Annotated in this window: 20 protein-coding genes and 1 pseudogene; 15 read left to right on the top strand and 6 right to left on the bottom strand. The window is 65.3% G+C overall.

From position 1 onward, the window contains the following. Nucleotides 1-78: 78 nt before the first annotated feature. Nucleotides 79-564 carry an SDR family NAD(P)-dependent oxidoreductase gene (locus QMG86_RS10035; RefSeq protein WP_281879080.1) on the top strand — a complete coding sequence of 162 codons (486 nt, stop codon included), beginning with the start codon at nucleotides 79-81 and terminating at the stop codon, nucleotides 562-564. On the opposite strand, the gene QMG86_RS10030 is transcribed toward QMG86_RS10035, so the two are convergent. Further along, nucleotides 497-3,577: a hypothetical protein gene (locus QMG86_RS10030; protein WP_281879078.1), complete on the bottom strand. Its 3,081-nt coding sequence runs from the start codon at nucleotides 3,575-3,577 to the stop codon at nucleotides 497-499. The two genes, QMG86_RS10035 and QMG86_RS10030, sit on opposite strands and share 68 nt — an antisense overlap. Nucleotides 3,578-4,048: 471 nt before the next feature. After that, a complete protein-coding gene (locus QMG86_RS10025) occupies nucleotides 4,049-5,758 on the bottom strand; it encodes a hypothetical protein (protein WP_281879076.1) in 1,710 nt (569 codons plus the stop codon). Nucleotides 5,759-6,963: 1,205 nt separating this feature from the next. On the opposite strand from QMG86_RS10025, the gene QMG86_RS10020 reads away from it, so the two are divergent. Beyond that, nucleotides 6,964-7,383: an ATP-binding protein gene (locus QMG86_RS10020; protein WP_281879075.1), complete on the top strand. Its 420-nt coding sequence runs from the start codon at nucleotides 6,964-6,966 to the stop codon at nucleotides 7,381-7,383. Nucleotides 7,384-7,386: 3 nt separating this feature from the next. Here QMG86_RS10020 and QMG86_RS10015 read toward each other — a convergent pair whose 3' ends face one another. Further along, complete coding sequence (locus tag QMG86_RS10015) at nucleotides 7,387-7,665, bottom strand: MerR family transcriptional regulator (RefSeq protein ID WP_281879073.1); 279 nt, start codon at nucleotides 7,663-7,665, stop codon at nucleotides 7,387-7,389. A 675-nt stretch (nucleotides 7,666-8,340) separates the two neighbouring features. Between QMG86_RS10015 and QMG86_RS10010 the strand changes: the two genes are divergently transcribed. The 5 genes from QMG86_RS10010 (at nucleotide 8,341) to ctaD (ending at nucleotide 11,832) form a co-directional block, all read left to right on the top strand. Next, the gene (locus QMG86_RS10010) at nucleotides 8,341-8,682 is read left to right on the top strand and encodes a hypothetical protein (RefSeq protein ID WP_281879072.1); all 342 of its coding nucleotides are present in this window, start codon (nucleotides 8,341-8,343) and stop codon (nucleotides 8,680-8,682) included. Nucleotides 8,683-8,860: 178 nt separating this feature from the next. Continuing rightward, complete coding sequence (locus QMG86_RS10005; RefSeq protein ID WP_281879070.1) at nucleotides 8,861-8,983, top strand: hypothetical protein; 123 nt, start codon at nucleotides 8,861-8,863, stop codon at nucleotides 8,981-8,983. Nucleotides 8,984-9,003: 20 nt separating this feature from the next. Then, the gene (locus QMG86_RS10000) at nucleotides 9,004-9,387 is read left to right on the top strand and encodes a DUF4142 domain-containing protein (protein ID WP_281879069.1); all 384 of its coding nucleotides are present in this window, start codon (nucleotides 9,004-9,006) and stop codon (nucleotides 9,385-9,387) included. Nucleotides 9,388-9,522: 135 nt separating this feature from the next. Continuing rightward, nucleotides 9,523-9,951 carry a hypothetical protein gene (locus tag QMG86_RS09995; RefSeq protein WP_281879068.1) on the top strand — a complete coding sequence of 143 codons (429 nt, stop codon included), beginning with the start codon at nucleotides 9,523-9,525 and terminating at the stop codon, nucleotides 9,949-9,951. A 114-nt stretch (nucleotides 9,952-10,065) separates the two neighbouring features. Next, entirely contained in the window at nucleotides 10,066-11,832 is a 1,767-nt protein-coding gene (ctaD, locus tag QMG86_RS09990; RefSeq protein WP_281879067.1) for an aa3-type cytochrome oxidase subunit I, read from the top strand. 83 nt (nucleotides 11,833-11,915) lie between these two features. On the opposite strand, the gene QMG86_RS09985 is transcribed toward ctaD, so the two are convergent. Both QMG86_RS09985 and QMG86_RS09980 read right to left on the bottom strand, forming a co-directional pair. Then, entirely contained in the window at nucleotides 11,916-12,413 is a 498-nt protein-coding gene (locus QMG86_RS09985) for a DUF1360 domain-containing protein (protein WP_281879065.1), read from the bottom strand. A 257-nt stretch (nucleotides 12,414-12,670) separates the two neighbouring features. Further along, the gene (locus QMG86_RS09980; RefSeq protein ID WP_281879064.1) at nucleotides 12,671-13,435 is read right to left on the bottom strand and encodes a class I SAM-dependent methyltransferase; all 765 of its coding nucleotides are present in this window, start codon (nucleotides 13,433-13,435) and stop codon (nucleotides 12,671-12,673) included. Between the two features lie 133 nt (nucleotides 13,436-13,568). On the opposite strand from QMG86_RS09980, the gene QMG86_RS09975 reads away from it, so the two are divergent. The 5 genes and pseudogenes from QMG86_RS09975 to QMG86_RS09955 all read left to right on the top strand — a co-directional run bounded on the left by QMG86_RS09975 (nucleotide 13,569) and on the right by QMG86_RS09955 (nucleotide 17,159). Further along, nucleotides 13,569-14,171: a TetR/AcrR family transcriptional regulator gene (locus QMG86_RS09975; RefSeq protein ID WP_281879063.1), complete on the top strand. Its 603-nt coding sequence runs from the start codon at nucleotides 13,569-13,571 to the stop codon at nucleotides 14,169-14,171. Nucleotides 14,172-14,708: 537 nt separating this feature from the next. Beyond that, the gene (locus tag QMG86_RS09970) at nucleotides 14,709-15,155 is read left to right on the top strand and encodes an MsnO8 family LLM class oxidoreductase (protein ID WP_281879061.1); all 447 of its coding nucleotides are present in this window, start codon (nucleotides 14,709-14,711) and stop codon (nucleotides 15,153-15,155) included. A gap of 162 nt (nucleotides 15,156-15,317) precedes the next feature. Beyond that, complete coding sequence (locus QMG86_RS09965) at nucleotides 15,318-15,485, top strand: DUF4236 domain-containing protein (RefSeq protein ID WP_159837753.1); 168 nt, start codon at nucleotides 15,318-15,320, stop codon at nucleotides 15,483-15,485. A gap of 211 nt (nucleotides 15,486-15,696) precedes the next feature. Next, a pseudogene (locus QMG86_RS09960) lies at nucleotides 15,697-16,125 on the top strand (LLM class flavin-dependent oxidoreductase); the annotation flags it as partial. Between the two features lie 167 nt (nucleotides 16,126-16,292). Beyond that, nucleotides 16,293-17,159: a TIGR03619 family F420-dependent LLM class oxidoreductase gene (locus QMG86_RS09955; protein ID WP_281879059.1), complete on the top strand. Its 867-nt coding sequence runs from the start codon at nucleotides 16,293-16,295 to the stop codon at nucleotides 17,157-17,159. A 48-nt stretch (nucleotides 17,160-17,207) separates the two neighbouring features. On the opposite strand, the gene QMG86_RS09950 is transcribed toward QMG86_RS09955, so the two are convergent. Beyond that, nucleotides 17,208-17,585, bottom strand: a complete 378-nt coding sequence (locus QMG86_RS09950) for an RICIN domain-containing protein (protein WP_281879058.1) — start codon at nucleotides 17,583-17,585, stop codon at nucleotides 17,208-17,210. A gap of 382 nt (nucleotides 17,586-17,967) precedes the next feature. Here QMG86_RS09950 and QMG86_RS09945 point away from each other — a divergent pair, with 382 nt between their 5' ends. The 3 genes from QMG86_RS09945 (at nucleotide 17,968) to QMG86_RS09935 (ending at nucleotide 21,713) form a co-directional block, all read left to right on the top strand. Beyond that, the gene (locus tag QMG86_RS09945) at nucleotides 17,968-18,327 is read left to right on the top strand and encodes a hypothetical protein (protein ID WP_281879057.1); all 360 of its coding nucleotides are present in this window, start codon (nucleotides 17,968-17,970) and stop codon (nucleotides 18,325-18,327) included. 135 nt (nucleotides 18,328-18,462) lie between these two features. Continuing rightward, a complete protein-coding gene (locus QMG86_RS09940) occupies nucleotides 18,463-19,920 on the top strand; it encodes a flavin-containing monooxygenase (RefSeq protein ID WP_281879056.1) in 1,458 nt (485 codons plus the stop codon). Between the two features lie 50 nt (nucleotides 19,921-19,970). Continuing rightward, nucleotides 19,971-21,713, top strand: a complete 1,743-nt coding sequence (locus tag QMG86_RS09935) for an FAD-dependent oxidoreductase (protein WP_281879054.1) — start codon at nucleotides 19,971-19,973, stop codon at nucleotides 21,711-21,713. Nucleotides 21,714-21,720: the final 7 nt, after the last annotated feature.

The following is a 21,720-nucleotide window of genomic DNA, read 5'->3' as shown; positions in this document are numbered from 1 at the left end:
AACGGAACCTTCGAGGCGCGAACGAAGCTGTTCGACCACGAGATCGGTTTGTGCCCGAACATCAAAGGAGAAGAACCCATGCCCGAACGGCTCGCCGGACGAGTGGCACTCGTGACCGGATCGGGGCGCAATATCGGCCGCGCGATCGCTCTGCTCTTCGCAGCGGAAGGCGCCCGCGTAATCGTCAACGGTCACAGTGACAAAAACGCCGTCGACAGTGTCGTCGGTGAGATCGAGGCGTCCGGCGGACAGGCAGTCGGAGTCATGGCCGACGTGTCGGACCCCGACCAGGTCGCCATGCTCGTGCACAAGGGATCTGCGGCGTTCGGCCCCATCGACATCGCCGTCAACAATGTCGGCAGGCGCCTGCGACGTCCGCTGGATGAGATCTCGATTACCGAGTGGCAGGAGACGATCAACCACAATCTGAATTCGGCGTTTTATGTCACTCACTATGTCTTGCCTGCCATGCGCGAGCGCGGCGGGGGCCGACTCATCAACATATCGGGCTATGACGGGTGGACAGGTCACATCGGCCAACGAGCTCGTAGCCGGTTCGGCTGACGAACATCTCCGCCATCTGCAGTCCGCCGGTGCACACGTTCGCCACGGCCAGGGAGGTGACGAAGGCGGCACGGCTGTCGGGGTCATCGTCGTTCACTGCGAAGGCGTAGCTGATCCGGGAGATGTAGGAGGTGAGTTGGCTGGTCTCGTCGATAATGGCGATGCTTCGGTTGCCTCCTGCGGGTTTTCCGGCCAGTTCGCTGAGGTGCCAGATCGTGCAGGTGAGGGCAGGTAGTGTCAGGACGGCGTCCACGACCGCCCCTACTCCGCGGCCGTCGTTGATGGTGATGCTTTGTAAGACCGCGTTGCCTTTGAACAGTTTTTGGGCCGGCCCGCAGAATATGATTTTGCAGAGCACGCGGATGCCGGTGACGGTTGTGGAGATGTCGGACACTGCGGTGTTGGCGATGGGATCGCAGGGGACCAGCGTGTTGGCCAGGCCGCCGGTGACACCGCCGACGATGCCGAGGGCGGCCGAGGGCAGGCCCCACGGGTTGTCCGGTTGTTCGTCTGCCGCCTCGAAACCGGACACGATCGCCGAGGCGAGTGCGCAGAAGCCAGCGAATCCGTGACCGACGATGAACACCTCTTCGGACACTGCGCCGGACAAGGTGGCCATCTCCGGGGCAGTGATCGTGAAGTCCGTGGTTCCTGAGGGGTGTGTTGCGGGAAGTCTTCCTGCGCTTGTCGCGGTGACCGCGGCGTCGGCGCTCTGCCGGGCGAAAAGGGTGATCAGTGAAGGAAGGTCCGGGGCATCGATCAACGCCTGCGTGTCGGCGTTGTCCGGGAATGGGGCCACGCCCTTTGCTGCCTTGTAGATCAGGGTCGCCGGGATCGCCACCATCCAGCAGACGACGTCCATCAGCGAGAAGGACGGGACGCCGAAATCGTTGAGAATGTCGGTGACCACCGGGATGTGGATCGGCGCCTGGAATGCGTCGAGGGCTTTTTTGGCCAGTTCGTAGACGATGTCGAAGAGAGTGTCGATGACATTCTTTGCGCTGTCGAGCGCGGCCGCACCGACGAAGGTGGCCATTTTCTCGAGCAGATCGGTCAACGGCATGGAGCCGATACCGGCCGCGAGGCCGCCGATCCCTTCGAGCGTGTCGCCGATGATGTGCCCCTCGTTGTTCAGAGCCTGCATCAGCGCGGCGATCGCACTGGAATCCAATTCCGACGGGGGTGGCGGGCTCGGCGTAATGGCGTCGGCGTTGCCCTGGTAGTGGTGGCTGAGCAAGCAGCCTGGTGCGCTCTGCCCGACGGCCGGGGTCGACATGCTGTCTACCGTCGACTTCCCGTCGTTGCCCAGGCCGCTCCAGCCGCCCGTGCCGGCCCAGTTGTCGATGGTGTTCTCGAGTTGCGTGAACATCTGGTCGCACTCGGACTTGTAGTCCTGCACCTGTGCCAGCTGGTAGGCGAGGTAGACCTTGACGAAGTTTCGCACGACGCGCTGGGTGCGCGTGATGTCCTTCCATTCGAAGACGAACTTCAGGAAGTCGATGAGGTCCTTGATCGCGATTTTGATCTGGTGATAGACCCACTGGATCGCGGAGATGATCGTCTCCACGGTTTCCAGCAGGGCGTTGTAGACGTCTCCTTCGATCGTTACGACAAGCCGCCAGAAATCGGTCGCCTCGTCCTTGACGAATTGGATGACGACATCGACTCCTCGGTCGATTTCGTGGCCTAGCCAGTTCAGCAGGTCACCGGCGTCGACCAGGAGTCCGCTGAGGTCGTCCACGGTGCCGGCGCGGGTTGCTACCGCGGTCGCGCTCGGAGGGAGGGAAGCGTACGCCTGGGATAGTTTCGCGTTCGCCTCGGCTACCGTCCTGAGGTCGTTCTTGTCGGTACCGGCTGGGATCAGCGGCTTGGTGCTGCCGTCGTGGTAGGTGATCACCGCGTCGGTCAGCTCGGCCGTAGTGTCCAGGCCGGCTGCCTTACGAAACGATTTGTCCATCGGGTCGATCTCGGTGGTTACACCGTCGACTTCGACGCTCAGTCGCGTTCCGGTGAGCGTGTCGACTGGCTCGACGACCGTCACCGATCCCATGGCGTCGGTCGCGACGTGCACCGGTTCCGCCCCGACCACGTAGTAGAGGTGGTTGATGTAGACGGCCTTGACGTTGCTCGCGATGAGTGTAACCGGCATCCCCTTGGCGGGCTGCCCGTCCGGTCCGGTCACCTGGATCCGGGTGGTGTAGGAGTCGAACTGCTGTGCCGGGCTGTTCGACAGCGGCGGAAGGGTAATGGATTGTGTGGTCCACACTGTCGTGTCGGGAGATTTGACGGCCTTGATCAACCGGTTCTCGCCGACGTGGGCGAAAAAGGTGTTCGCGCTGTTGGCGCGGTCGAGGTAGGGCGAAACCTGTTCTACACCGCTGACGATGGGCAGCGGGACCTTCCACGAGCCCGGTGTGGTGAGTTCGGCGAGAGGACAGGTGGTGTAGAACACCTGATCATCGCCGTTGAGTCCCCAAATCATCACCTCGGTGCCGGTGAGCGTGGCGTACAGGGCGCGAACCCCGTTGAGCAGTGGGCTCTCGAGCAGTTCGACGCCGGTGGCCTCATCGTGTTGGTTGTGGCTGTCGAAGTAGAACAGCGTGCCGTTCGCGGTGGCGTAGAGGTCGCTGGTGTGGTCGGCCTTGCGACACGAGGCGATCGCGTCAGGCACGAGGTTGCCGGGTAGCTGCAACCGGGCAGGCGGCGCCGGGACGTGGGGGTTGAACGCGTTGTACAGCGGTTGGTAGACGAACTGGGGCGAACCGTCCGCGTGCCCCGCGGTGTAGATGCCGTCGACGTACTGTGACTGCGAACGGCCCAAGCGGCTGGAATAACGGTCGACTTCCACATCGATCGCCATGTCGTGGTAATGCCAGGCATAGCCGTCGGTTTTGGAGGTGTCGATGTAGTAGCGCGACACCGTCTGTACGTTGCTCGACGGGTCGCGCACCACATCCACCACGATGTACTCGGCGTCGGCCGCCTCGCTGATCAGCACCCCGACGATGACCACCGGGCTGGGCTGGTGGTCCGGATTGTCGAACGGGAAGGCCGTCCACGACGGATGCGAGGTCCACGACGTGTCGGAATCGGAGTTGGCCAGGCTCAGGTAGAGGTGGTCGGAGGTCCCGTCGCTGACCACCATCGCGAGGTGGATGGAGGTGGCGGGCGGGAACGCCGACTGCGCTACGGCGAAGTCCTTGCAGGCAACGCCGTTTCCGCCGAAGTCGTGCGCGATCAGCGCGCTGCTCAGGTCCGATCTCTGCCACCCGCTGCGGTCGCCCGGCACTTCCTTGGTCACATACAGGACGCCCTGGGTGGAGATGGAGAACAACAACGAGGCACCCGCCTGTGTCTGGAGCGCTTCGAACTTCGCCTCCGGCGCCAGGACCTCGCTTTGCAAGTAGTTCCGCATGAGTTCGGTCGAGTAGGAGACCGAGTAGTTGCCCATGATCTTCTCCCGCCTCTGCTGTCGGGCCACTGGTCAGCCGGGTTGGGTGTAGGTGATGTGGGAAACCAGGTCCTGGTGATCGGAGAAGTTCACGTTCTTGTAGGTGAAAGTTTTCCCGCCGGGAAAGACGAAGTTGTCGACAATCGAGACCGGGAGGGCCTTCAGGTTGCACGGCGCGATACATTTCAGCCAGTTCTGAATATCGTTCTCGAGGTCCTGGATGTTCGCGATCCAGGCCAGGAAACCCGAAGTATGCAGCTTATAGGAATTGTCGATGTTCTGGATCGCAGGGTCAGAGGTGACCAATCTGCCATTCTGATCTACGTCGAGGGTGTAGGTCTCGTTGATCGTCTTGTCGACCACGTTTCCCTTGTCTCCACTGCTCGGTGTATGCCAGACCTCCGCGTAGACAACCAGGTGCTGGCTGATCGTAATCGTGTTTCCCTGGAACGTGACCGACAAGTCGAAAGACGTTGACAACGTCATCCCACCCACGGCCTCGCCCAACCAGTGGGCCTCGTCGTGTTGGGAGGGAGGGGCGTAATGGAAGGTGAGGACGGTGGCGCCGCTGGTGTCCTTGCCCTGGGTCACCGTCGGGGACTGCCCCGGGGTCAGGCTCCATTTATAATTGGTTGTGTCCCCCAGAAAGCCGGACTCCCACACAGACACCGAGGGCAGCATGCAGTTGCCCGGCACGTAATCCTTCAACTGATGGTAAAAGTAGTTTCCGAACGTGTTCCGGTTGATCGCGATGACTCCGTCCGACTCCGACAGCGTGTCCACCCAGTTCCACCCGAACTTCACCGGTGGCGGTAGCGCGTCTTTATCGGCCGCGCACAGGTAATTCAACGTGGCTAGATCCCGCTGCTCCTTCGTCGGGTTTGCAATCTCCTGCCCGTCAGATCCCAGAAAAGGCGACACCTGAAAATTGAAGTCGGTCAGCGTCAGTGTCGCCGGCGGCGCGTCCTGCTGGGCGATCATGACGCCCATCAGAGGCTTGTGCTCCTTCTGCATCTGGGTGAAGTACGCTCCGACGAAGTCCTGCTCGAGCATCGTGTAGAGGAGGGTTCCCGGCTTTACTCCCTCGATCGTGGGCACCGTTTCCAGTGCCGCGTTGTCCAGGTCGTAGAGAAGTTGCTGCACACTGAAGGCATTGTCACCGAGATTCTTGATCTGCTGCTGCACATCCGGCGGGAGCTTGGAGTAGGCGCTCTGGTCCACTGTGGACAACCGCAGGTCGACCTTCGTGCTGAATATCCACGGCGCATCCTTTTGCTGGTCGAAGCGATCCCATGTCGCGTCCGTGTTGTATCCACCCGGGGGAGTGAGATTGACGATGGCGAATTCAGCGCACAGCAGATTGAATCCCACGGTCGCCGTGTCGCCTCCGAGGTCGACGATGTCCGGGATCTTCTGCGGCGACGACATCGGCGGCAGCCCCAGTTGGGCCTGAAAGCCGAACATGAACCTCGCCGAAATCAGCTTCTTGATATCGGTGTCGTTGGCTGCGTCGACATTCGCGGGAATCGCGAACGGATCCACGCCGGATTGCTGCTTCAGTTTGGCGTAGTCTATCGAGACGGGATGCCCTTTGTCATCGGCCACATAGCAAGCGGTCGTCACAGGTTCGGCGATCGCAGCAAGGAATTCCTTGAGTGTCGCGTTGATGCTCCCCTGCGTGGTCGCTACCACAAAATCGTACCCGTAGTGCGGATCCGACAGATCAGAATCATTCGAGCTCATGACGTCCCCTTGTCCACGTGTCCAAATGGCGAGCGGAAAAGACTTTCTCCCGTGCATCGGGAGTTTAATACTCCGCCGAGCCGCGGTTGTCGATGTTTGCCATGTCGATGCTTGCGGTAATCAGGAGTCACATTTCAGCGAACGATATGCGATGGGAATGGAAAGGCGAAACTGTGCCGGAGGTCTGTTATGTCCGGCGACCGCTACACAGTTGGTTTCGTTCGGCGCACGAAATCAGGGTTTCTCATCTCAATTGGCCGCTGACATATGCAGCGCGCGGCTTTCGCCCCCAGGCGCTCTGCTGCAAGCGCAGATGCAACATCGCTGGCGAGTTGGAGCGTCGGAACCAATCCAGTTGCGGGATGGAGCCTCGAAGGCCTTGCGGCGTTCCCAGCCACCGTGGCGGCTGGCTTGCCGCTGGTCGTGCGCCACTCAGCTTTCATGGGCCTCCCAGCGCACGCCCTGTCAGGTCGACCGGCTGATCTTGCACATGCCGCAGGACGCGGCAATCGGTGGCTGGTGGGAGCGCCCGAGCGTGCGATCGGCCGGCCGGCAAGGGCGCGATGACGGCGGGGAGATCTATCAGTGCGTTCATGTGCAGGGGCGCATCCGGGTTGGACACGTCCATGCCGCTATGGCGATAGAACTCGGTCAATCCCACTGTGTCGGTGTTGAATTGGCCGTAGACCACGCTCGCTCCGGCTCGGCGGGCGATGGATCTTCATCGTCACCAACGCCGCGTGCAGGACGGTCGCTGCATCGCCATTTGTGCGCACAGGAAGAACGAGGGTCCGGCTGACAGGCCGCCGATGGAACGGTCGTCGGCGACGGCGACCGGCGGCATCGTTCGCGCGGCCAGCAGTTGATACCGCTCAGCTGCGGTCGGCCACGCATCCGACAGGTGGGTGTGTTCGGCGGTCGCGTCCTGCGGTTGCCGCAAGGCCGCGCGTGCACCCTGGCAAGGGTACCGAAAAGGCCGCCCGGAAAAGCCCTGGTCAGCAGGCTACTTTTCGGGTTCCAGTTCCCGTGGTCGGGCCGCTGCGGCCGTCACGACCCGGTATCCGAGATCGCCGCACCGATGGCTGCTACCGCGGCGAGTGGTGCAGGCGGCGTTTTCGCGGGGGCGTAGTGAGGGTATGTCGTCGCCGAAGTGGTTCTGCCTCGCGGTGGGCGGGGTAACCGGGCGATCGAGAAGAGGGTGCCGAGTGGGCGCTTCGACATTGAAGCCGGCGCGCGCCGAGCAACGCGTGGACGGCACTGTCATCGAGTTGAATCTCGAGGCCGTGTCGTTGGGGCAGGTGCGGGCCGCGGTGCGGCGCCTGCTCGAGCACGCCTCCGGTATAGCGGTCGAGGACGCGGTGCAGGTATGTGATGAATTGGCCAGTAACGCTGTCGTGCACGCCCGCGCGCCGCGCGGCTGCCGGTTGGTCATGGCCTGCCACGACCGATTCCGGGTGGAGGTCGAGGACGCCTCACCCGCTCGAGCGCGGATCCGTCGGCCCGACCAGACCGGCGGGCGCGGGTTGATCCTGGTCGAGCAACTCGCTTCTTGCTGGGGTGTCGACTACCACGGCGGCGGCAAAACGGTGTGGGCCGAACTCGGCACCCGGCGCGGCGGCTGGTGAGGTTCAGCTGCCCGGGTGGGGTTCGGGTGGGTTCCGCCGGGAGAGTTCGGCGTTGAGTTCGCGGGCTTCGGCAAGCTGGTCTTCCAGGGCGATGATCCGGCACGCCGCCTCCAGTTGCGTGCCCTCATCGACCAGCGCGCGGACGCGGGCGGCGATCCGCAACTGGTAGCGGGAGTAGCGTCGGTGCCCGCCTGCGGAGCGCTGCGGTGTCAGCAGATCGGCGGCGTCCAGGCCACGCAGGAAGGCGGGGGTGACGCCGAGGATTTCCGCGGCCCTGCCCATGCTGTAGGCGGGATAATCCTCATCATCGAGCCGCTCAGCAGCACTGGAGGTATCGAGGGGGTCTGCGGGGTCTGTGTTCGGTTGCGGCACAATACCTCTGGATCAACGTCGACAGGCCCCGGCGCGTTGTGCGCCGGGGCCGGGATATCGAGGGGTTTCACGTTTCCGTCGGTCGGCCGGTACTGCCGACATCGGGCACCGCGCCCGGCAGCCCGGGACACGGCATCTGGGAAGAGCTGTTCAGTGACCACCTCCTGGACTGCCGGTCAGGCTTACGGTAGTTCGCCATCCCCTCCGGCGGCCCGGCCGACTGCACCGGATTCTCTTCTCCGCCGGAGGGGAGGTCAATCTTGCTTCCGGTGCAGTTCACCTGCCCGGCCAACCAGACTTCTCATCTCCAACGACAAAGAATGTATACCTCCTCTCCCCCAATGTCTACACCCCGCGCTACAGATTTTCTCCGTCCGAACAGGTGTCTTTGTTGAACACACGTGGTTCCTCCCCGCACGACCGCCCCCAGCAGGTCGGCTTCACCACCGACGCCGCCAGGTCAATGCTGGTCGTGGTAGCCGTTGAGCGTGGTGGCGTGGTGGGTTCGGGCTTGGCGGGTGGGATGTGTGCACAGTGATCGCAGTCTGGGCAGGCTGTAGTGGTGCCAGGTGTGTCGCGCACCCGTTGCCGACGCACCGGCCACAGTGCCGCCCACTGCCCGGTGAACACGTCGAACACGGTTTCGCGGTCGGCGTCCAGGTCGACGGTGAAGTGCAGGCGGTGGCGGCGCGGCGCGAGGTCGGTGGGCTCGCGCGGCGCCGCCGTGGCCTGGGCGGGGCTGCGGGCGATCCAGTCCCGGACGAAGGGGAGCCGGACGACATGCAGTGGCGCTACGCGGACAATCCGGTCGCCGAGTGGCTCGGCTCCGACGAGCGAACCAACCACGGCGGCGAGGCGAATCCGGAGGGCGAACCCGCGGTGCAGGGCACCAAACCGTTCACCCATGAACAGCACATGCCGGGCTGACCCGCCGATCTCAGGTTCCGTCGGTGGCGGGCAGCACCAGCTGCTCGCCACCGCCACGCGTGAAGGCGGCTGCCGCCGTGGTCGCGTGTGCGCGTCCTCGGCCGACTGCCCTGGGCGGCTTACCGTGCGTGCTTTTGGGCACACGGGCGGTGAGTGACCACCGACCGTAGGAGACGAAATGCGATCACTACGACGTCTGCTGGCGCCCGCGGCCTTGGTGGCCGGGTTGGGATTGTGCTGTGCTCCCGGGAGCGGCTATGCGGCGCCGGTCGCCCTGGGCGACGAGACAGCACGTATCTGACTGTCTCGCATCAGTCGCATATGGCGGAAATTATTTCCGGTGCGCGCGCCGCACCGATCGGCGCGTGTCCGCAAGTGCGGGAGATCGGCGCGATGCTGGTGTCCGATCACACGCGGCTGGACGCGATGGGCGCGGCCATCGCCCTCCCGAACGGAGTGGTGCTGCCGCTGACGCCGAACCCCGACCAAACCCAGCAGCTTTTGAGCACCGGGATGAAGATGGGCCGGGATTTCGACCTGGCCTGGCTGACCATGCAGGAGAACTTCCACATCCAGGCGCTGCAGGCCGGTGCTGTAGACCTATCGACCGGCGACTCCGAGCAGGTGACGGCCCTCGCCCGCGACGCCGAGCCGATTATCGAGCACCATTTGATGTTGATCCGCGACGCCCGCACCCGGTGCTGAGCGCCGAGGCAGGGCACCGCGAGCAAAGCGGCGGCGGAGAAGCGGCTGATCGGGTGGCCGTCGCCCGACGAGGGTAGCGCCGCATCGACGGCGTTCCGACACCGAAGTTCGCCCGTCCAGAAGGAGTCGATCGCCATGACACACCGCATCGAACCACCCGAGGCCGTGACGGTTACCGACCGCAGCCGCCCACGGCTCACATCCGGTGTCGGCGTGGCTCGCGCCCACGGTGTGTTCAATGTCGTCGGCGGGTTGTGGCCGTTGCTGCATCGCCGCAGTTTCGAGGCCGTCTTCGGCCCGAAGAACGATCATTGGCTGCAATACACCGTCGCGGGGCTGCTCGCAGGCAACGGCGTCGCGCAAATCCTGGCCAGCTTTTCACCTGTGGGAGTGGCCGACGCGCGCCGCATCGGGGTCATCACCGCGACATGGCTGCTGGCGATAGATCTGAAGTATGTCCCCAAGGGCGACATTCCGAAGAGCTACCTGCTCGACGCCGCAATGGAAGTAGGCTGGTTGGCGGCGTGGTCGGGTCCGGGCCTGCGGGCTCGTCTGCAGAGTTGATTCCTGCCTGATTCCTGGGTTGTCCGGCACCGTCGGACACTCCGCCATTCGTTCGGTTTCGACTCTCGCTACTCGGGTACGTCGTGGGCGCCCGGATGACGAAGAAGGTGCACGATGGCAGCGATGGCCCGTGAAATCTCACCTGTCGAAGCGACGCGGCCGTACCCCGCGCGAAGGGGCCCGAAAGGCTCGTTCGTGTGGAAAATGGTCACCACCACGGACCCGAAGGTGCTGGGTATCCTCTATTTGACCTCGGCGACCGGTTTCTTCCTGGTCGGCGGCTTGATGGCCCTGCTGATGCGCGGTGAACTCGCCAGGCCGGGACTGCAATTTCTTTCGACGGAGCAATACAACCAGCTGTTCACCATGCATGGCACGATAATGCTGCTGTTCTATGCCACGCCCGTGGTATTCGGGTTCGCCAATGCCATTCTGCCGTTGCAGATCGGCGCCCCGGATGTCGCGTTTCCCCGGCTCAACGCCTTCAGTTACTGGCTGTATTTGTTCGGGGCGACGATGGCCACCGCTGGTTTCCTCACCCCGGGCGGCGCCGCCGACTTCGGCTGGACGGGCTACACACCGCTGAGTCTGGCCGAGCACTCGCCCGGCGTGGGCGCGGACTTGTGGATCATGGGTTTGGCCGTCTCCGGTCTCGGCACCATTCTCGGCGCGGTGAACATGACCACCACGGTGATCTGCCTGCGCGCGCCGGGGATGACGATGTTCCGGATGCCCATCTTCACCTGGAACATCCTCGTCACCAGCATCCTCGTGCTGCTCGCGTTCCCGATTCTGACGGCCGCGCTGATGGCTCTGGCCTACGACCGGCACCTCGGCGGGCACATCTACGATCCCGCGACCGGCGGCTCGATCCTGTGGCAGCACCTGTTCTGGTTCTTCGGCCATCCCGAGGTCTACATCATCGCGCTGCCGTTCTTCGGAATCGTCACCGAGGTGATCCCGGTATTCAGCCGCAAACCCATCTTCGGATACACCGCCCTGGTCTACGCCACGCTCGCGATCGCCGCGTTGTCGGTGGCGGTGTGGGCCCACCACATGTACGCCACCGGTGCGGTGCTGCTGCCGTATTTCTCGCTGATGACGTTCCTGATCGCGGTGCCCACCGGCGTCAAATTCTTCAACTGGATCGGCACCATGTGGCGCGGCCAGCTGACCTTCGAGACGCCGATGCTGTTCTCGGTCGGGTTCATCGTGACGTTCCTGCTCGGCGGCCTGTCCGGTGTCATCCTCGCCAGTCCGCCACTGGACTTCCATGTCACCGACACCTACTTCGTCGTCGCGCACTTCCATTACGTGCTGTTCGGAACCATCGTGTTCGCCACCTTCGCCGGCATCTACTTCTGGTTCCCGAAGATCGTCGGACGCTTCCTGGACGAAAGATTGGGCAGAATCCACTTCTGGACGACTCTGATCGGCTTCCACACCACGTTCTTGATCCAGCACTGGCTCGGCAACGAAGGCATGCCGCGCCGATACGCGGATTATCTGGCGACCGACGATTTCACGCTGCTGAACACGATCTCCACCCTCGGATCCTTCCTGCTCGGTGTCTCCATGATCACGTTCGTGTGGAACGTCTTCAAAAGCTATCGCTACGGCGAGGTGGTGACCGTCGACGATCCCTGGGGGCAGGGCAACTCCCTGGAATGGGCGACCACTTCCCCGCCCCCGCGGCACAATTTCTTCGAGCTGCCACGCATTCGCTCCGAGCGGCCCGCGTTCGAGCTGCACTACCCGCATATGTCCGAACGCATGCGGGCCGAAGCCCACGCGGGGCGCACAACCCACGTCACACCCGTCGCCATCGCGAAAGCAGACCAGCAAGCCGACACCGACCAGACACCACCCTCCGGCGAATAATTCTGGGCTTCCCCATCCACGCCGGCATATCACCCAGCCGGGATCCGAGGCCGACCGTGAGTGCCACTCCGGGCATCGCCTCCTCAGCGGGGCGCCGGTGCGGGGAGCTCGCCCTCGGCTATCTGCTGCGCGGTGGCGTACGCGAGATGCAGGAAATCGGCGCCGGCCAAGGCGGCAGCCGCGTCCGTCACCACACGCGTCGCCCGCGGAGCGAAGACATGCCCGATGGTCAAGCCGGTGACAACCCACACGTCGAAGCAGAACGGGCAGCTGAGCAGTTCGCCGATGCTGTGCGCGACACCCTCGCGGGCCTTGGGCTCCTCGGCCACCTCCCCCGGGCCGCCGTCGTGCGAGCCAGGACGCGTGAACGGGGCCCGCACGGGCGCGGTGACCGAGGCCTTCGTCCCCAAGCGGGACAGCTTGTGCGCGGCGAACGCAGTTACGACCAGGTCGCCGACACTCATCGCACCCGGAAGCTTTCGCCCCGTCACACCGCCCAGCAGCGCGACCGCCGCTATCACCGTCACATAGGCCACGATCGTGGCGACATAGCCGCGCAGGGAACGGGGGTTGTCGGTCATGACCGACACACTGCGGGCACGTCGTGAATGATCGAACGCGTTCGTCGCATCGTTGGCCTCCTCCGGCACCGAGCAAATTCCCCTCCGGCCTACCCTCACCGCAGCAGAGCAAACTGGCGACGCCGCCGACGGCCCCATGCCCGGGCACCCGCGCGGACAAGGGCGACCCGCGGGCTGCGGGTGTAGCGGGATGGAGGCGGCGGCGGATGCCGGCGCCGCCCGCGGGCCGAGACCACGCGAATCAGGCCGCGGTCGAGTCAGGAACTGCCTGCACGTGCGGCGGTCGCGGCCAGGGTGGTGTAGTCCATCGTGAAGGATCCGCCCAGAGCGTCGATGGCGTCGCCGACCGCGTTCAGAATCTCGGCCAGCTGATCGGGACGGAGTCGAGTGAGGCCGCCCGTGGTGGGGAGCAACTCCAGCCATTGGTCGCGCGTGTAGGACTGCTGCCAGTCGAATCGCCACTGTTCGGGATCACCGAATCGCCCGGTGTCGCGGATGTGGTCGGCGATTTTCGCGTATCCCGTCCGGTAGAGCTCGAGCGGACGTCGAGCAGGTCGGCCGCTGAGCGGTGAGTCCGGCGCCACCCGCCGGTAGGCGGCGGCGAACGGTTCTGCCACCTCGGCGGGTGGCTCGTACACGTGACCGAAGATCGCCAGCCGTCCCCCTGGACGCAGCACGCCGGCCGCCTTCGCGACGCCGGCAACCGGATCCACCCAATGCCACGACTGAGCGGCGACGACCGCATCGAACATCCGGCCGCCCGGCTGCCATGCCTCGAAGGTCGCGACCTCGACCCGCAGACCGCGGGCTCGTGCGAAATCAGCCATCCGCGCATCGGGTTCGACGCCGAGCACCCTGCACCCCGCCGCCTGGAACTGGCGGGCCGCGATGCCGGTACCGCAGCCCACGTCGAGCACGTCCACCCCGGGCGTCCCGGCGAGGATCCGCGCCACCAAGGCCTCGGGGTAGCCGGGGCGGGCCTGGTCGTAGCGCTGTGCGTCCACGCCGAACGACACGGCCATCCGCTGGGACTCCTCCGGCTGCGCTGGGGACGGTTCTGTTTGCTCTCGCGGCATAATGGGCATGCGCCCACCTTAGTGGGCGCATGCCCACTAAGCAATAATGTGGCTGATCGACGCACGAAAGGAACTGTGAGTGCCGACTGGAGTGCACCTTCACGACGCGCGGCAGCAACTGTTCGACGCCGCCGACCGCGTGCTGCTGCGCGCCGGGCCGAACGGGCTGACCAGCCGGGCTGTCACCGACGAGGCGGGCTGCGCCAAAGGGGTTCTGCACCGGCACTTCACCGACTTCGACGCCTTCCTCACCGCACTTGTGCTCGACCGGGCCGCGCAACTCGAAGCGCAGGCGAGTGCACTGCGCGGGTCCGCGGGCTCGGGCACGGTGGCCGCCAATCTGTCGAGCGCGCTGACCACGCTGTTCGGACCGGTTCCGGTCGCGATCCTTCCGCTCATCACCTTCCGTGACGAGCTGCGCGCACGACTGCGGCAAGCCAGGCCCGGCGGCGGCATGGCGATCCTCGCCGAGGCGACAACCGCGATCTCCACTTATCTGACCGACGAGCGTGAACGCGGCCGCATCGCGGCCGACGCCGACATCGAATCGCTCACCCTGTCCCTGGTCGGTGGCGGGCATCTGTTGTTCACAGACCGTGACGCCGGCCCACCCACCACAGCAGCGGTCGAAAAGTTCGTGGCAGCGGTGATTTCCGACGCGGTGCAACGACGACCGGCCTGAGCCGAATTGCTGTGCCCGCGAATGCCGGTGCCGACACCACCGCAGAACATACGCGCGCCGGCCGCAGCCCAGGACGAGTGGCCTCGGCAGCCCGGGCATCGGCTGGTGGTGAAACTCGTCGGTGGACTACGACACCCCGCTACTCTGTGGTCCGAGGCCTTGCGCCTGCATGCCTGGCACCCGAGACTGCATGCCCTGCCCTGACGGAGGACGGACCGAAGCGATCGTGAACGGCGTGACGGAACCCGACCGCAATGAGAACGTCATCTTCGTGGCGATGCCAGGCACCATCCGAGGCGACAATGCCCGTTGTTGAAGACATCGTGAAGTCGACACCATTGCCGGCGGAGATCGACTCGGCCGTCCGCGCGCTGATAGCGTCATACCGCGCGGCCGCGACGTAACGACGGAGTCCCAGATCTCTGTGATTTCAGCAGCATCGGTCAGCGACCCTTGGCCGGGAATCCGGGAAGCCGTGGGATCCCACCGCGAAATGCGTTGTCCACGATGAACCCTTCGCATGAGGTTCGCGTTTCGGTGCTGGACACAGTACCCATCACGCAACAATCGAACGCGAGCACAGCGCTGCGTAACAGCGTGGAACTGGCGCGGTTCGCCGATGACCTCGGCTACCACCGGTACTGGGTGCCCGAGCACCACGGCATGTCCGGCGTGGCCGGCGCGGCACCGGCAGTCGTCGCCGCACACGTGGCGTCGGTGACACGGCGGGTCCGGGTCGGAGCAGGCGGGGTGATGTTGCTCAACCACGCTCCGATCGTCATCGCGGAACAGTTCGGCACTTTGGAGGCCTTCCACCCGGGACGAATCGACCTCGGACTCGGCCGTGCGCTCGGCGGACCCCGCGCAATCACCAACCGCCTGCGCAGCGAGCACGACCGCACGGCCACGTCGTTCGAAGATCAGGTCCGCGAACTGATCGCCCTGTTCGGCACCGACGGCCCCGTGGCGGCTGTGCCTGAATAGACCTCGCACCACGCCGACACGATCGACATCGCCGACGGCTCCGTCGCGACACCGGCACCGTGGGTGAGAGTTTGCGGTTGCGAATTCGGTCAATCCTGTCGAGCAAAAGCTAGGTGGGGTAACCGGATCGGTTAGCCTGGGAGCGAGTCAGGGAGGCTGCTCATGCCCATCAAATACCGTCAGCGCAAATCCTTCGGGCCGCTGAAACTCAACTTCACACAATCGGGCCTGTCCTCGTGGAGTATCAAGATCGGCCCGTGGTCCTGGAACTCCCGCAGCAAGAAGAACAGTGTCGACCTGCCGGGTCCACTGAGCTGGCGCCAGCGTTGACGAGGTATCACCGCGAGCGCTGACGGCGCGCTCACCCGTGATCGTGCCGCAAGCCGGTGAGGAGATGCGCAGTGCGGCACCTCCGGGTCGCTGTCCAAGGCGGCGTAGGCGATTTGGATCAGTCGCGGGAACTGCGGGGCCGGCATGTTCCACCTCACAGGGATTCGCGTTGACCATCACATACGTGTGAAGGCTCACCGATCCGCGCACTCGCGGCGCGCTGCTCGACGAGCAACTCGAAGCCATCCGGAAGATCTGGACCGAGGATCTCGCCGAAATTTACGGCCGCTTCCTCGATTTCGACCCCATGTACGCGTGGCCGACACCCGTGCAACGGCCGCATCCGCCGATCTTCCTCGGCGGTGGGCAGGCGGCGGCCGAGCGCGCGATCCGACACGGGGTCGGCTGGCTCCCCGTCGCGGTGTCCGACCCGGCCGCGATCCCCGCTCAGCTGTCCGCGCTCCACGGCAACGACCTGCCGGTCACCGTCGCCTTCGTCGCGACCGATCGGGCCTTGATCGACGGCTATGCCGAGTCCGGGGCGCAGCGATTGCTCTTCAGCCTCCCGACCCTCCCGGAATCGGAAACATTGCGTGCCCTCGATGACATCGCGAAGCTGGCGGGTCACCACCTGGGCTGAGGTTTTGCGCGCCAGATCTTGCCTTGACGTCGGCGACAAGGTCTACCGTTGCGGCCCTGGGGTGATGAGGGCGCACGCCGATTGCTCGAATGCCCACTCGCACAACAGCTCCGCTACCCGTCCGAACCTCTCCGCCGATGGTTCCGCGCCGACACACGCTCGAAGGAATGTCTGTGAAATTCGCGATCTGCTACAGCACGCCATTCAACGGCACCGATCCCGACCGGCTCGTCACGTTCGCCCGGCACGCCGAACGGTGCGGTTTCGAGGGCCTGTACCTGCAGGATCACATCGTGCTGTACCCCGGCGCGTCCTACGGTGCCGGAGAACTGCCGCCGACCCTGCCCTACTTCGATCCACTGGACTGCCTGAGTTTCGTCGCCGCGGCCACGCAACGGCTGCTGCTCGGCACCGGCGTCCTGTTGCTGCCCTACCGCCATCCCGTGGTTCTCGCCAAACGTCTGGCCACCATCGATGTCCTGTCCGGAGGGCGCATGCGGCTGCTCACCGTCGGGCTCGGCGCCCTGCCGGGCGAGGCGCAGGCCGTGGGCGTGGACTTCCGCACTCGCGGTCGCCGCGCCGACGAGGCGATCGACGTGCTGCGACTGCTGTGGTCGGGTGGTCCCGAGGGCGTCGGCTACCACGGCGAGTTCTACGACTTCGACAATCTTTGCAGTTACCCGAAACCGTTCGAGGTGACCGAGCTGCCGATTCACGTGGGCGGATCCAGCCGAGCCGCCGCCCGACGGGCCGGTCTCCGCGGCAACGGCTACTTCGCGGGCGGAATGCTCGACGAAGCCGAGCGTGCGGTGCAGATCGAGCTGGCCCGCAAGGCAGCCGCGGAAGCGGGCCGGGACCCGGCCGCCCTGGAGTACACCCGTTGGGGCTCGGCCGATCTGACGGTCGAGCGAGCCGGGCAACTCGAGGAGCACGGGGTGACGCGGATCGTCGTCAACCTGACCGCGGCGACCGCCGCCGAGCAGCACGACAAGATGTCGCAATTCGCGGAACGATTCGATCTCGCGACCGATTAGTCACCTGGACTCCGCGCGAACGTTCGATGCCGATGGCACGCGACCGGTTCACACCTTCCGGAATATCCACCTCTCACGGTCGCTTTCCCGGTTGGGCACCAACTGTGGCCGATCGTTCGAGTAGATGCCGATGACGAATTCGTCATCGCTGGTGGCGATGGGGGATATCTCGGGGAAATCGGGTAGATCCCAGCCGTAATGATCGTCGCCGCACAGCAGTCGGCCATTCGCACGGATGGCCGAGAGATGGCCGCCGGTCTTCTTGTTGACGATGTCGAAGTCGCCCTCTTCTGGATTGGCCGGGCACGTCCACAGCTGGGCGTCGTCGCCGGCGGCCCGCTGCTGCATGGTCACACTGTCCGCGTCGCCGTCGACCGCCAGGGCCTGGCCGGTCTCGTAATTGATGATCTGGTACGTGGTAGCCATGGTCTCGTCCTCACTGTGTGAGCGCACCGCTACCGAGCTCGACACCGCCGGTGACGCTGCGCTGATCCCGTAGTCGTCGTCCAAGGCGAATCGCCGCGAGCAAGTACAGCAGAATCGGCGGGACGCCGAAGCGAATTCCGTGGACTGGATCCCGATCGCGATCAAACGGCCCCACTGCGCGGTAATTCATCCGAAAGAGGTGAGGGAAGTGGCCGTGGCGTATTCATATGCTGCCACCGGGTGCGCAGCTTCCGGGAGCCACAACATGTTCTGGTCCGGTGACCGATCCGCACCACGAAGCGGTGCGATCTCCGCTGCGATGCGGCGAGATGCGCACCATTGATCCTCGTGCGCCGAGCGCACCCCTGAAAGGAGACGATCGATGACCGATACCGGCATGGGGACCAAGCGCAAGACCGTGCCTTTGTCTTCGCTGACCGAGCAGCAGCAGCCCGCCGAACGGAGTTCGCCCGGCTGGTACAAGCTGTACAACGACACGAACGCCTACGTTTCGGTCTACCGGCAAGAATGGGACAAGCCCAAATCTCTGTTCATCCTGGCTCCCGGTCAGACCAGCTCGGAATACGAGGCCGGGCACGAGATCTTCATCTTGTGGATGTCGAATGTCGGCACCGAAACGACGCCGATCACCTGGGACAGTTCCGGTGGGTTCAGCTACGAGTACGTGCAGAGCGGGTACACGCAGTCGAACCAGGTGAACAACGTGAGCTCCTTCGGATAGCGGTACGGGTCGATAACCGGAGGCGGTCACGTCCGACGAGAAGGCCGCCGGGGTACGGGGAGTTGGCCGAAAGTGTGGATTTTCTGACCTCAGGTGTTTGACGTGGAGCTTTGTCCAGGTCATAGCGTTGTCATCATGAGCACACCTTCGATCGTCATCATCGGCGCCGGTTTCGGCGGGCTCGGCATGGCGATGGAACTCCAGCGTGCGGGCTTGGACGACGTCACGATCCTGGAGCGGGCCGAGGACGTAGGCGGCGTCTGGCGGGAGAACACCTACCCCGGCGCGGGCTGCGATATCCCCTCGCCGCTGTACTCCTACTCGTACGCACCGCGCACCGATTGGCCGAAGCGGTTCTCCCAGCAGCCGGACATCCTCGCCTACCTGCGCGGCATCGCCCGCGACCACGACCTCCTGCGCAAGATCCGGTTCCGCACCGAGGTCACCGAGGCGGAATTCGACGACGCCGCCGGACGCTGGACCGTGCGCACCGCCGACGGCGCCCAGCTGACCTGTGACGTGCTGATCTCCGCCGTCGGGCAGCTCTCGCGGCCCGCGCTGCCGGACATCCCCGGGGTGGAGACCTTCCGGGGCACGGCGTTCCACTCCGCCGAGTGGGATCACCAGGCCGATCTGACCGGCAAGCGGGTGGCAGTCATCGGCACCGGCGCGAGCGCGGTGCAGTTCGTGCCCGCGATCGCGCCCTCGGTGGCGCACCTGACGCTGTTCCAGCGCTCGGCGGCGTGGATCATGCCGAAGCCGGATGTCGAGTACAAAGCCTGGCATCATCGCGCGTTCCGGCTGCTACCGGTCACTCGCCTCACCGAGCGCTTCGCGTTCTGGCTGTTCTGCGAGTTCCTCGCGCTCGGCATCGTCGACGTGCCGATCATCCGCAAGCTGGTGACGCGGATCGGCCTGCGGCAGCTGCGGCGTCAGGTGGCCGACCCGGAGCTGCGCGCCAAGCTGACCCCGGACTATCCGGCCGGCTGCAAGCGAGCACTCTTCTCCAACGACTACCTGCCCGCGCTCACCCGGCCCAACGTGACAGTGGAGACCACCGCGATCACCGAGATCACCCCCGAGGGCGTGCGCACCGCCGACGGCGTGCTGCACGAGGTGGACGCGATCGTCTACGGCACAGGCTTCAAGGGCACCGAATTCCTCTGGCCCATGCGGGTTTCCGGACGAGGCGGGCGCAAGCTGGCCGACGAGTGGGCGCAGGGCGCCCGGGCGTACCAAGGCATCACGGTGCCCGGCTACCCGAACTTGTTCCTCATCTACGGCCCGAACACCAACCTGGGCGTCGGTTCGATCGTCTACATGATCGAATCGCAGGCCCGCTACATCCGCCAGGCCGTCCAGCGGCTCGCGGAGCGTCCGGGCCGGGTACTCGAGGTGCGCCCCGAGATCGAGGCCCGGTTCGACGGGCGGCTGCAACAGCGCCTCGACCGCACGCCGTGGAACTTCTGCTCGAGCTGGTACCGCAACGCGGCCGGGCGGATCACCAACAACTGGCCGGGGACCGTCACCAGCTACCGGTGGCACACGCGCAAATTCGACCCGGCGGACTTCGATTCGAAGCTCGTCTCTTGACCCGGCCTGCCTCGTCCGTGACAGCAACTTCGACAAGTGGTGGAGATCAGATGACGTTCGACTACGACGTGGTGGTCGTCGGTTCCGGCTTCGGCGGCAGCGTGACCGCGTTGCGCCTGACAGAGAAGGGTTACCGGGTAGGCGTGCTCGAAGCGGGAAGACGCTTCGCCGACGACGAGTTCGCCGAAACCTCATGGGACGCGCGCAAGTACCTCTGGGCCCCGGCCCTCGGCTGCTTCGGCATCCAGCGGCTGACGCTGCTGAAGGACACCTTCATCATGGCGGGAGCGGGCGTCGGCGGCGGCTCGCTGGTCTACGCGAACACCCTCTACGAGCCGCCGGACCGGTTCTACCAGGACCGCCAGTGGGCCCACATCACCGACTGGAAAGACGAACTCGCTCCGCACTACGACCAGGCCAAGCGGATGCTCGGCGTGACGACGAATCCGGCGACCACGCCGTCGGACCGCGTGCTGGCCGAGATCGCCGAGGAGATGGGCGTCGGCTCGACCTACCGCAGCACCCCCGTGGGCGTCCTGTTCGGCGGCAAGGGGACGCGCCCCGGCCAGGAGGTGCCCGACCCCTTCTTCGGCGGCGTCGGCCCGGCCCGCAGTACCTGCACGCACTGCGGCGAGTGCATGACCGGCTGCCGGCACAACGCGAAGAACACCCTGGTCAAGAACTACCTGTATCTCGCCGAGCAGGCCGGCGCCACGGTGCACCCGCTCACCACGGTGACCGACGTGCGCCCGCTGCCCGGCGGTGGATACGAAGTCGCCACCGTCCGCACCGGACGCTGGGTGCGCAAGGCACGCCGGAAGTTCACGGCCGAACAGGTCGTCTTCGCCGCCGCCGCGCTGGGCACCCAGAAGCTGCTGCATCGGCTTCGCGACCGCGGTTCGCTGCCGGATATCTCGCCGCGGCTGGGTGAGCTCTCGCGCACCAACTCCGAGGAGTTGCTCTCGGTCCGCAGCCGCCGCAAGGGTTCCGACTTCACCAAGGGGGTGGCGATCACCTCCTCGATCCACCCGGACGCCGACACCCATATCGAGCCGGTGCGCTACGGCAAGGGCAGCAACGCGATCGGTCTCATCGGCACCGCCATGATCGACCCGGACGGGCGCACGCCGAAGCTGCGCCTGTGGGCGCGCACGATGCGCAAGCTCGGCCGCGACGCCCTCCACTTGCAGAACCCGCGCGGCTGGTCGGAACAGATGATCGGGCTGCTGGTGATGCAGTCGGTCGACAACTCCATCACCACCTACACCAAGCGCGGCCTGTTCGGCCGCAAGATGACCACCAAGCAGGGTGTGGGCGAACCCAATCCGACCTGGCTACCGGCCGGGCACGAGGTGGCGCACCGGGTGGCCGACAAGATCGACGGCATACCGGGCGCCGGCTGGAGCGCGTTGTTCGACATCCCGATGACGGGGCACTTCATCGGCGGCTGCGTCATCGGGGAGTCCCCCGACGCCGGAGTCGTCGACCCCTACCACCGGATGCACGGATACCGGGGACTGCACGTCATCGATGGCTCGACCATTTCGGCCAATCTCGGGGTGAACCCGTCGCTCACGATCACCGCGCAGGCCGAGCGCGCCGTTGCCCTCTGGCCGAACAAGGGCGAGCCGGATCCGCGTCCCGAGCCGGGCGCGCCCTACCGGCGCATCGCCCCCGTGCCGCCCCGCGCCCCGGTGGTCCCGGCCGACGCGCCTGCCGCGCTGCGGTTGCCGATCGTCGAGATCAAAGGGCCGCCCACCCGATCCGAACCGACCGCCGACACACGCGGCTGATCACCGC

Source organism: Nocardia sputorum, from assembly GCF_027924405.1.
In the GTDB taxonomy this organism is placed as follows: Bacteria; Actinomycetota; Actinomycetes; order Mycobacteriales; family Mycobacteriaceae; genus Nocardia; species Nocardia sputorum.
Note: the sequence above shows the minus strand (reverse complement) of the source record. Positions and strands in the feature narration are given on the sequence as shown.

Coding starts and splice junctions, on each gene's coding strand:
- QMG86_RS10035 (WP_281879080.1), top strand. CDS start 79: ATGCCCGAACGGCTCGCCGGACGAGTGGCACTCGTGACCGGATCGGGG.
- QMG86_RS10025 (WP_281879076.1), bottom strand. CDS start 5,758: ATGAGCTCGAATGATTCTGATCTGTCGGATCCGCACTACGGGTACGAT.
- QMG86_RS10015 (WP_281879073.1), bottom strand. CDS start 7,665: ATGGGCAGGGCCGCGGAAATCCTCGGCGTCACCCCCGCCTTCCTGCGT.
- QMG86_RS10005 (WP_281879070.1), top strand. CDS start 8,861: ATGCGATCACTACGACGTCTGCTGGCGCCCGCGGCCTTGGTGGCCGGG.
- QMG86_RS10000 (WP_281879069.1), top strand. CDS start 9,004: ATGGCGGAAATTATTTCCGGTGCGCGCGCCGCACCGATCGGCGCGTGT.
- QMG86_RS09995 (WP_281879068.1), top strand. CDS start 9,523: ATGACACACCGCATCGAACCACCCGAGGCCGTGACGGTTACCGACCGC.
- ctaD (WP_281879067.1), top strand. CDS start 10,066: ATGGCAGCGATGGCCCGTGAAATCTCACCTGTCGAAGCGACGCGGCCG.
- QMG86_RS09985 (WP_281879065.1), bottom strand. CDS start 12,413: ATGACCGACAACCCCCGTTCCCTGCGCGGCTATGTCGCCACGATCGTG.
- QMG86_RS09980 (WP_281879064.1), bottom strand. CDS start 13,435: ATGGCCGTGTCGTTCGGCGTGGACGCACAGCGCTACGACCAGGCCCGC.
- QMG86_RS09965 (WP_159837753.1), top strand. CDS start 15,318: ATGCCCATCAAATACCGTCAGCGCAAATCCTTCGGGCCGCTGAAACTC.
- QMG86_RS09955 (WP_281879059.1), top strand. CDS start 16,293: ATGTCTGTGAAATTCGCGATCTGCTACAGCACGCCATTCAACGGCACC.
- QMG86_RS09950 (WP_281879058.1), bottom strand. CDS start 17,585: ATGGCTACCACGTACCAGATCATCAATTACGAGACCGGCCAGGCCCTG.
- QMG86_RS09945 (WP_281879057.1), top strand. CDS start 17,968: ATGACCGATACCGGCATGGGGACCAAGCGCAAGACCGTGCCTTTGTCT.
- QMG86_RS09940 (WP_281879056.1), top strand. CDS start 18,463: ATGAGCACACCTTCGATCGTCATCATCGGCGCCGGTTTCGGCGGGCTC.
- QMG86_RS09935 (WP_281879054.1), top strand. CDS start 19,971: ATGACGTTCGACTACGACGTGGTGGTCGTCGGTTCCGGCTTCGGCGGC.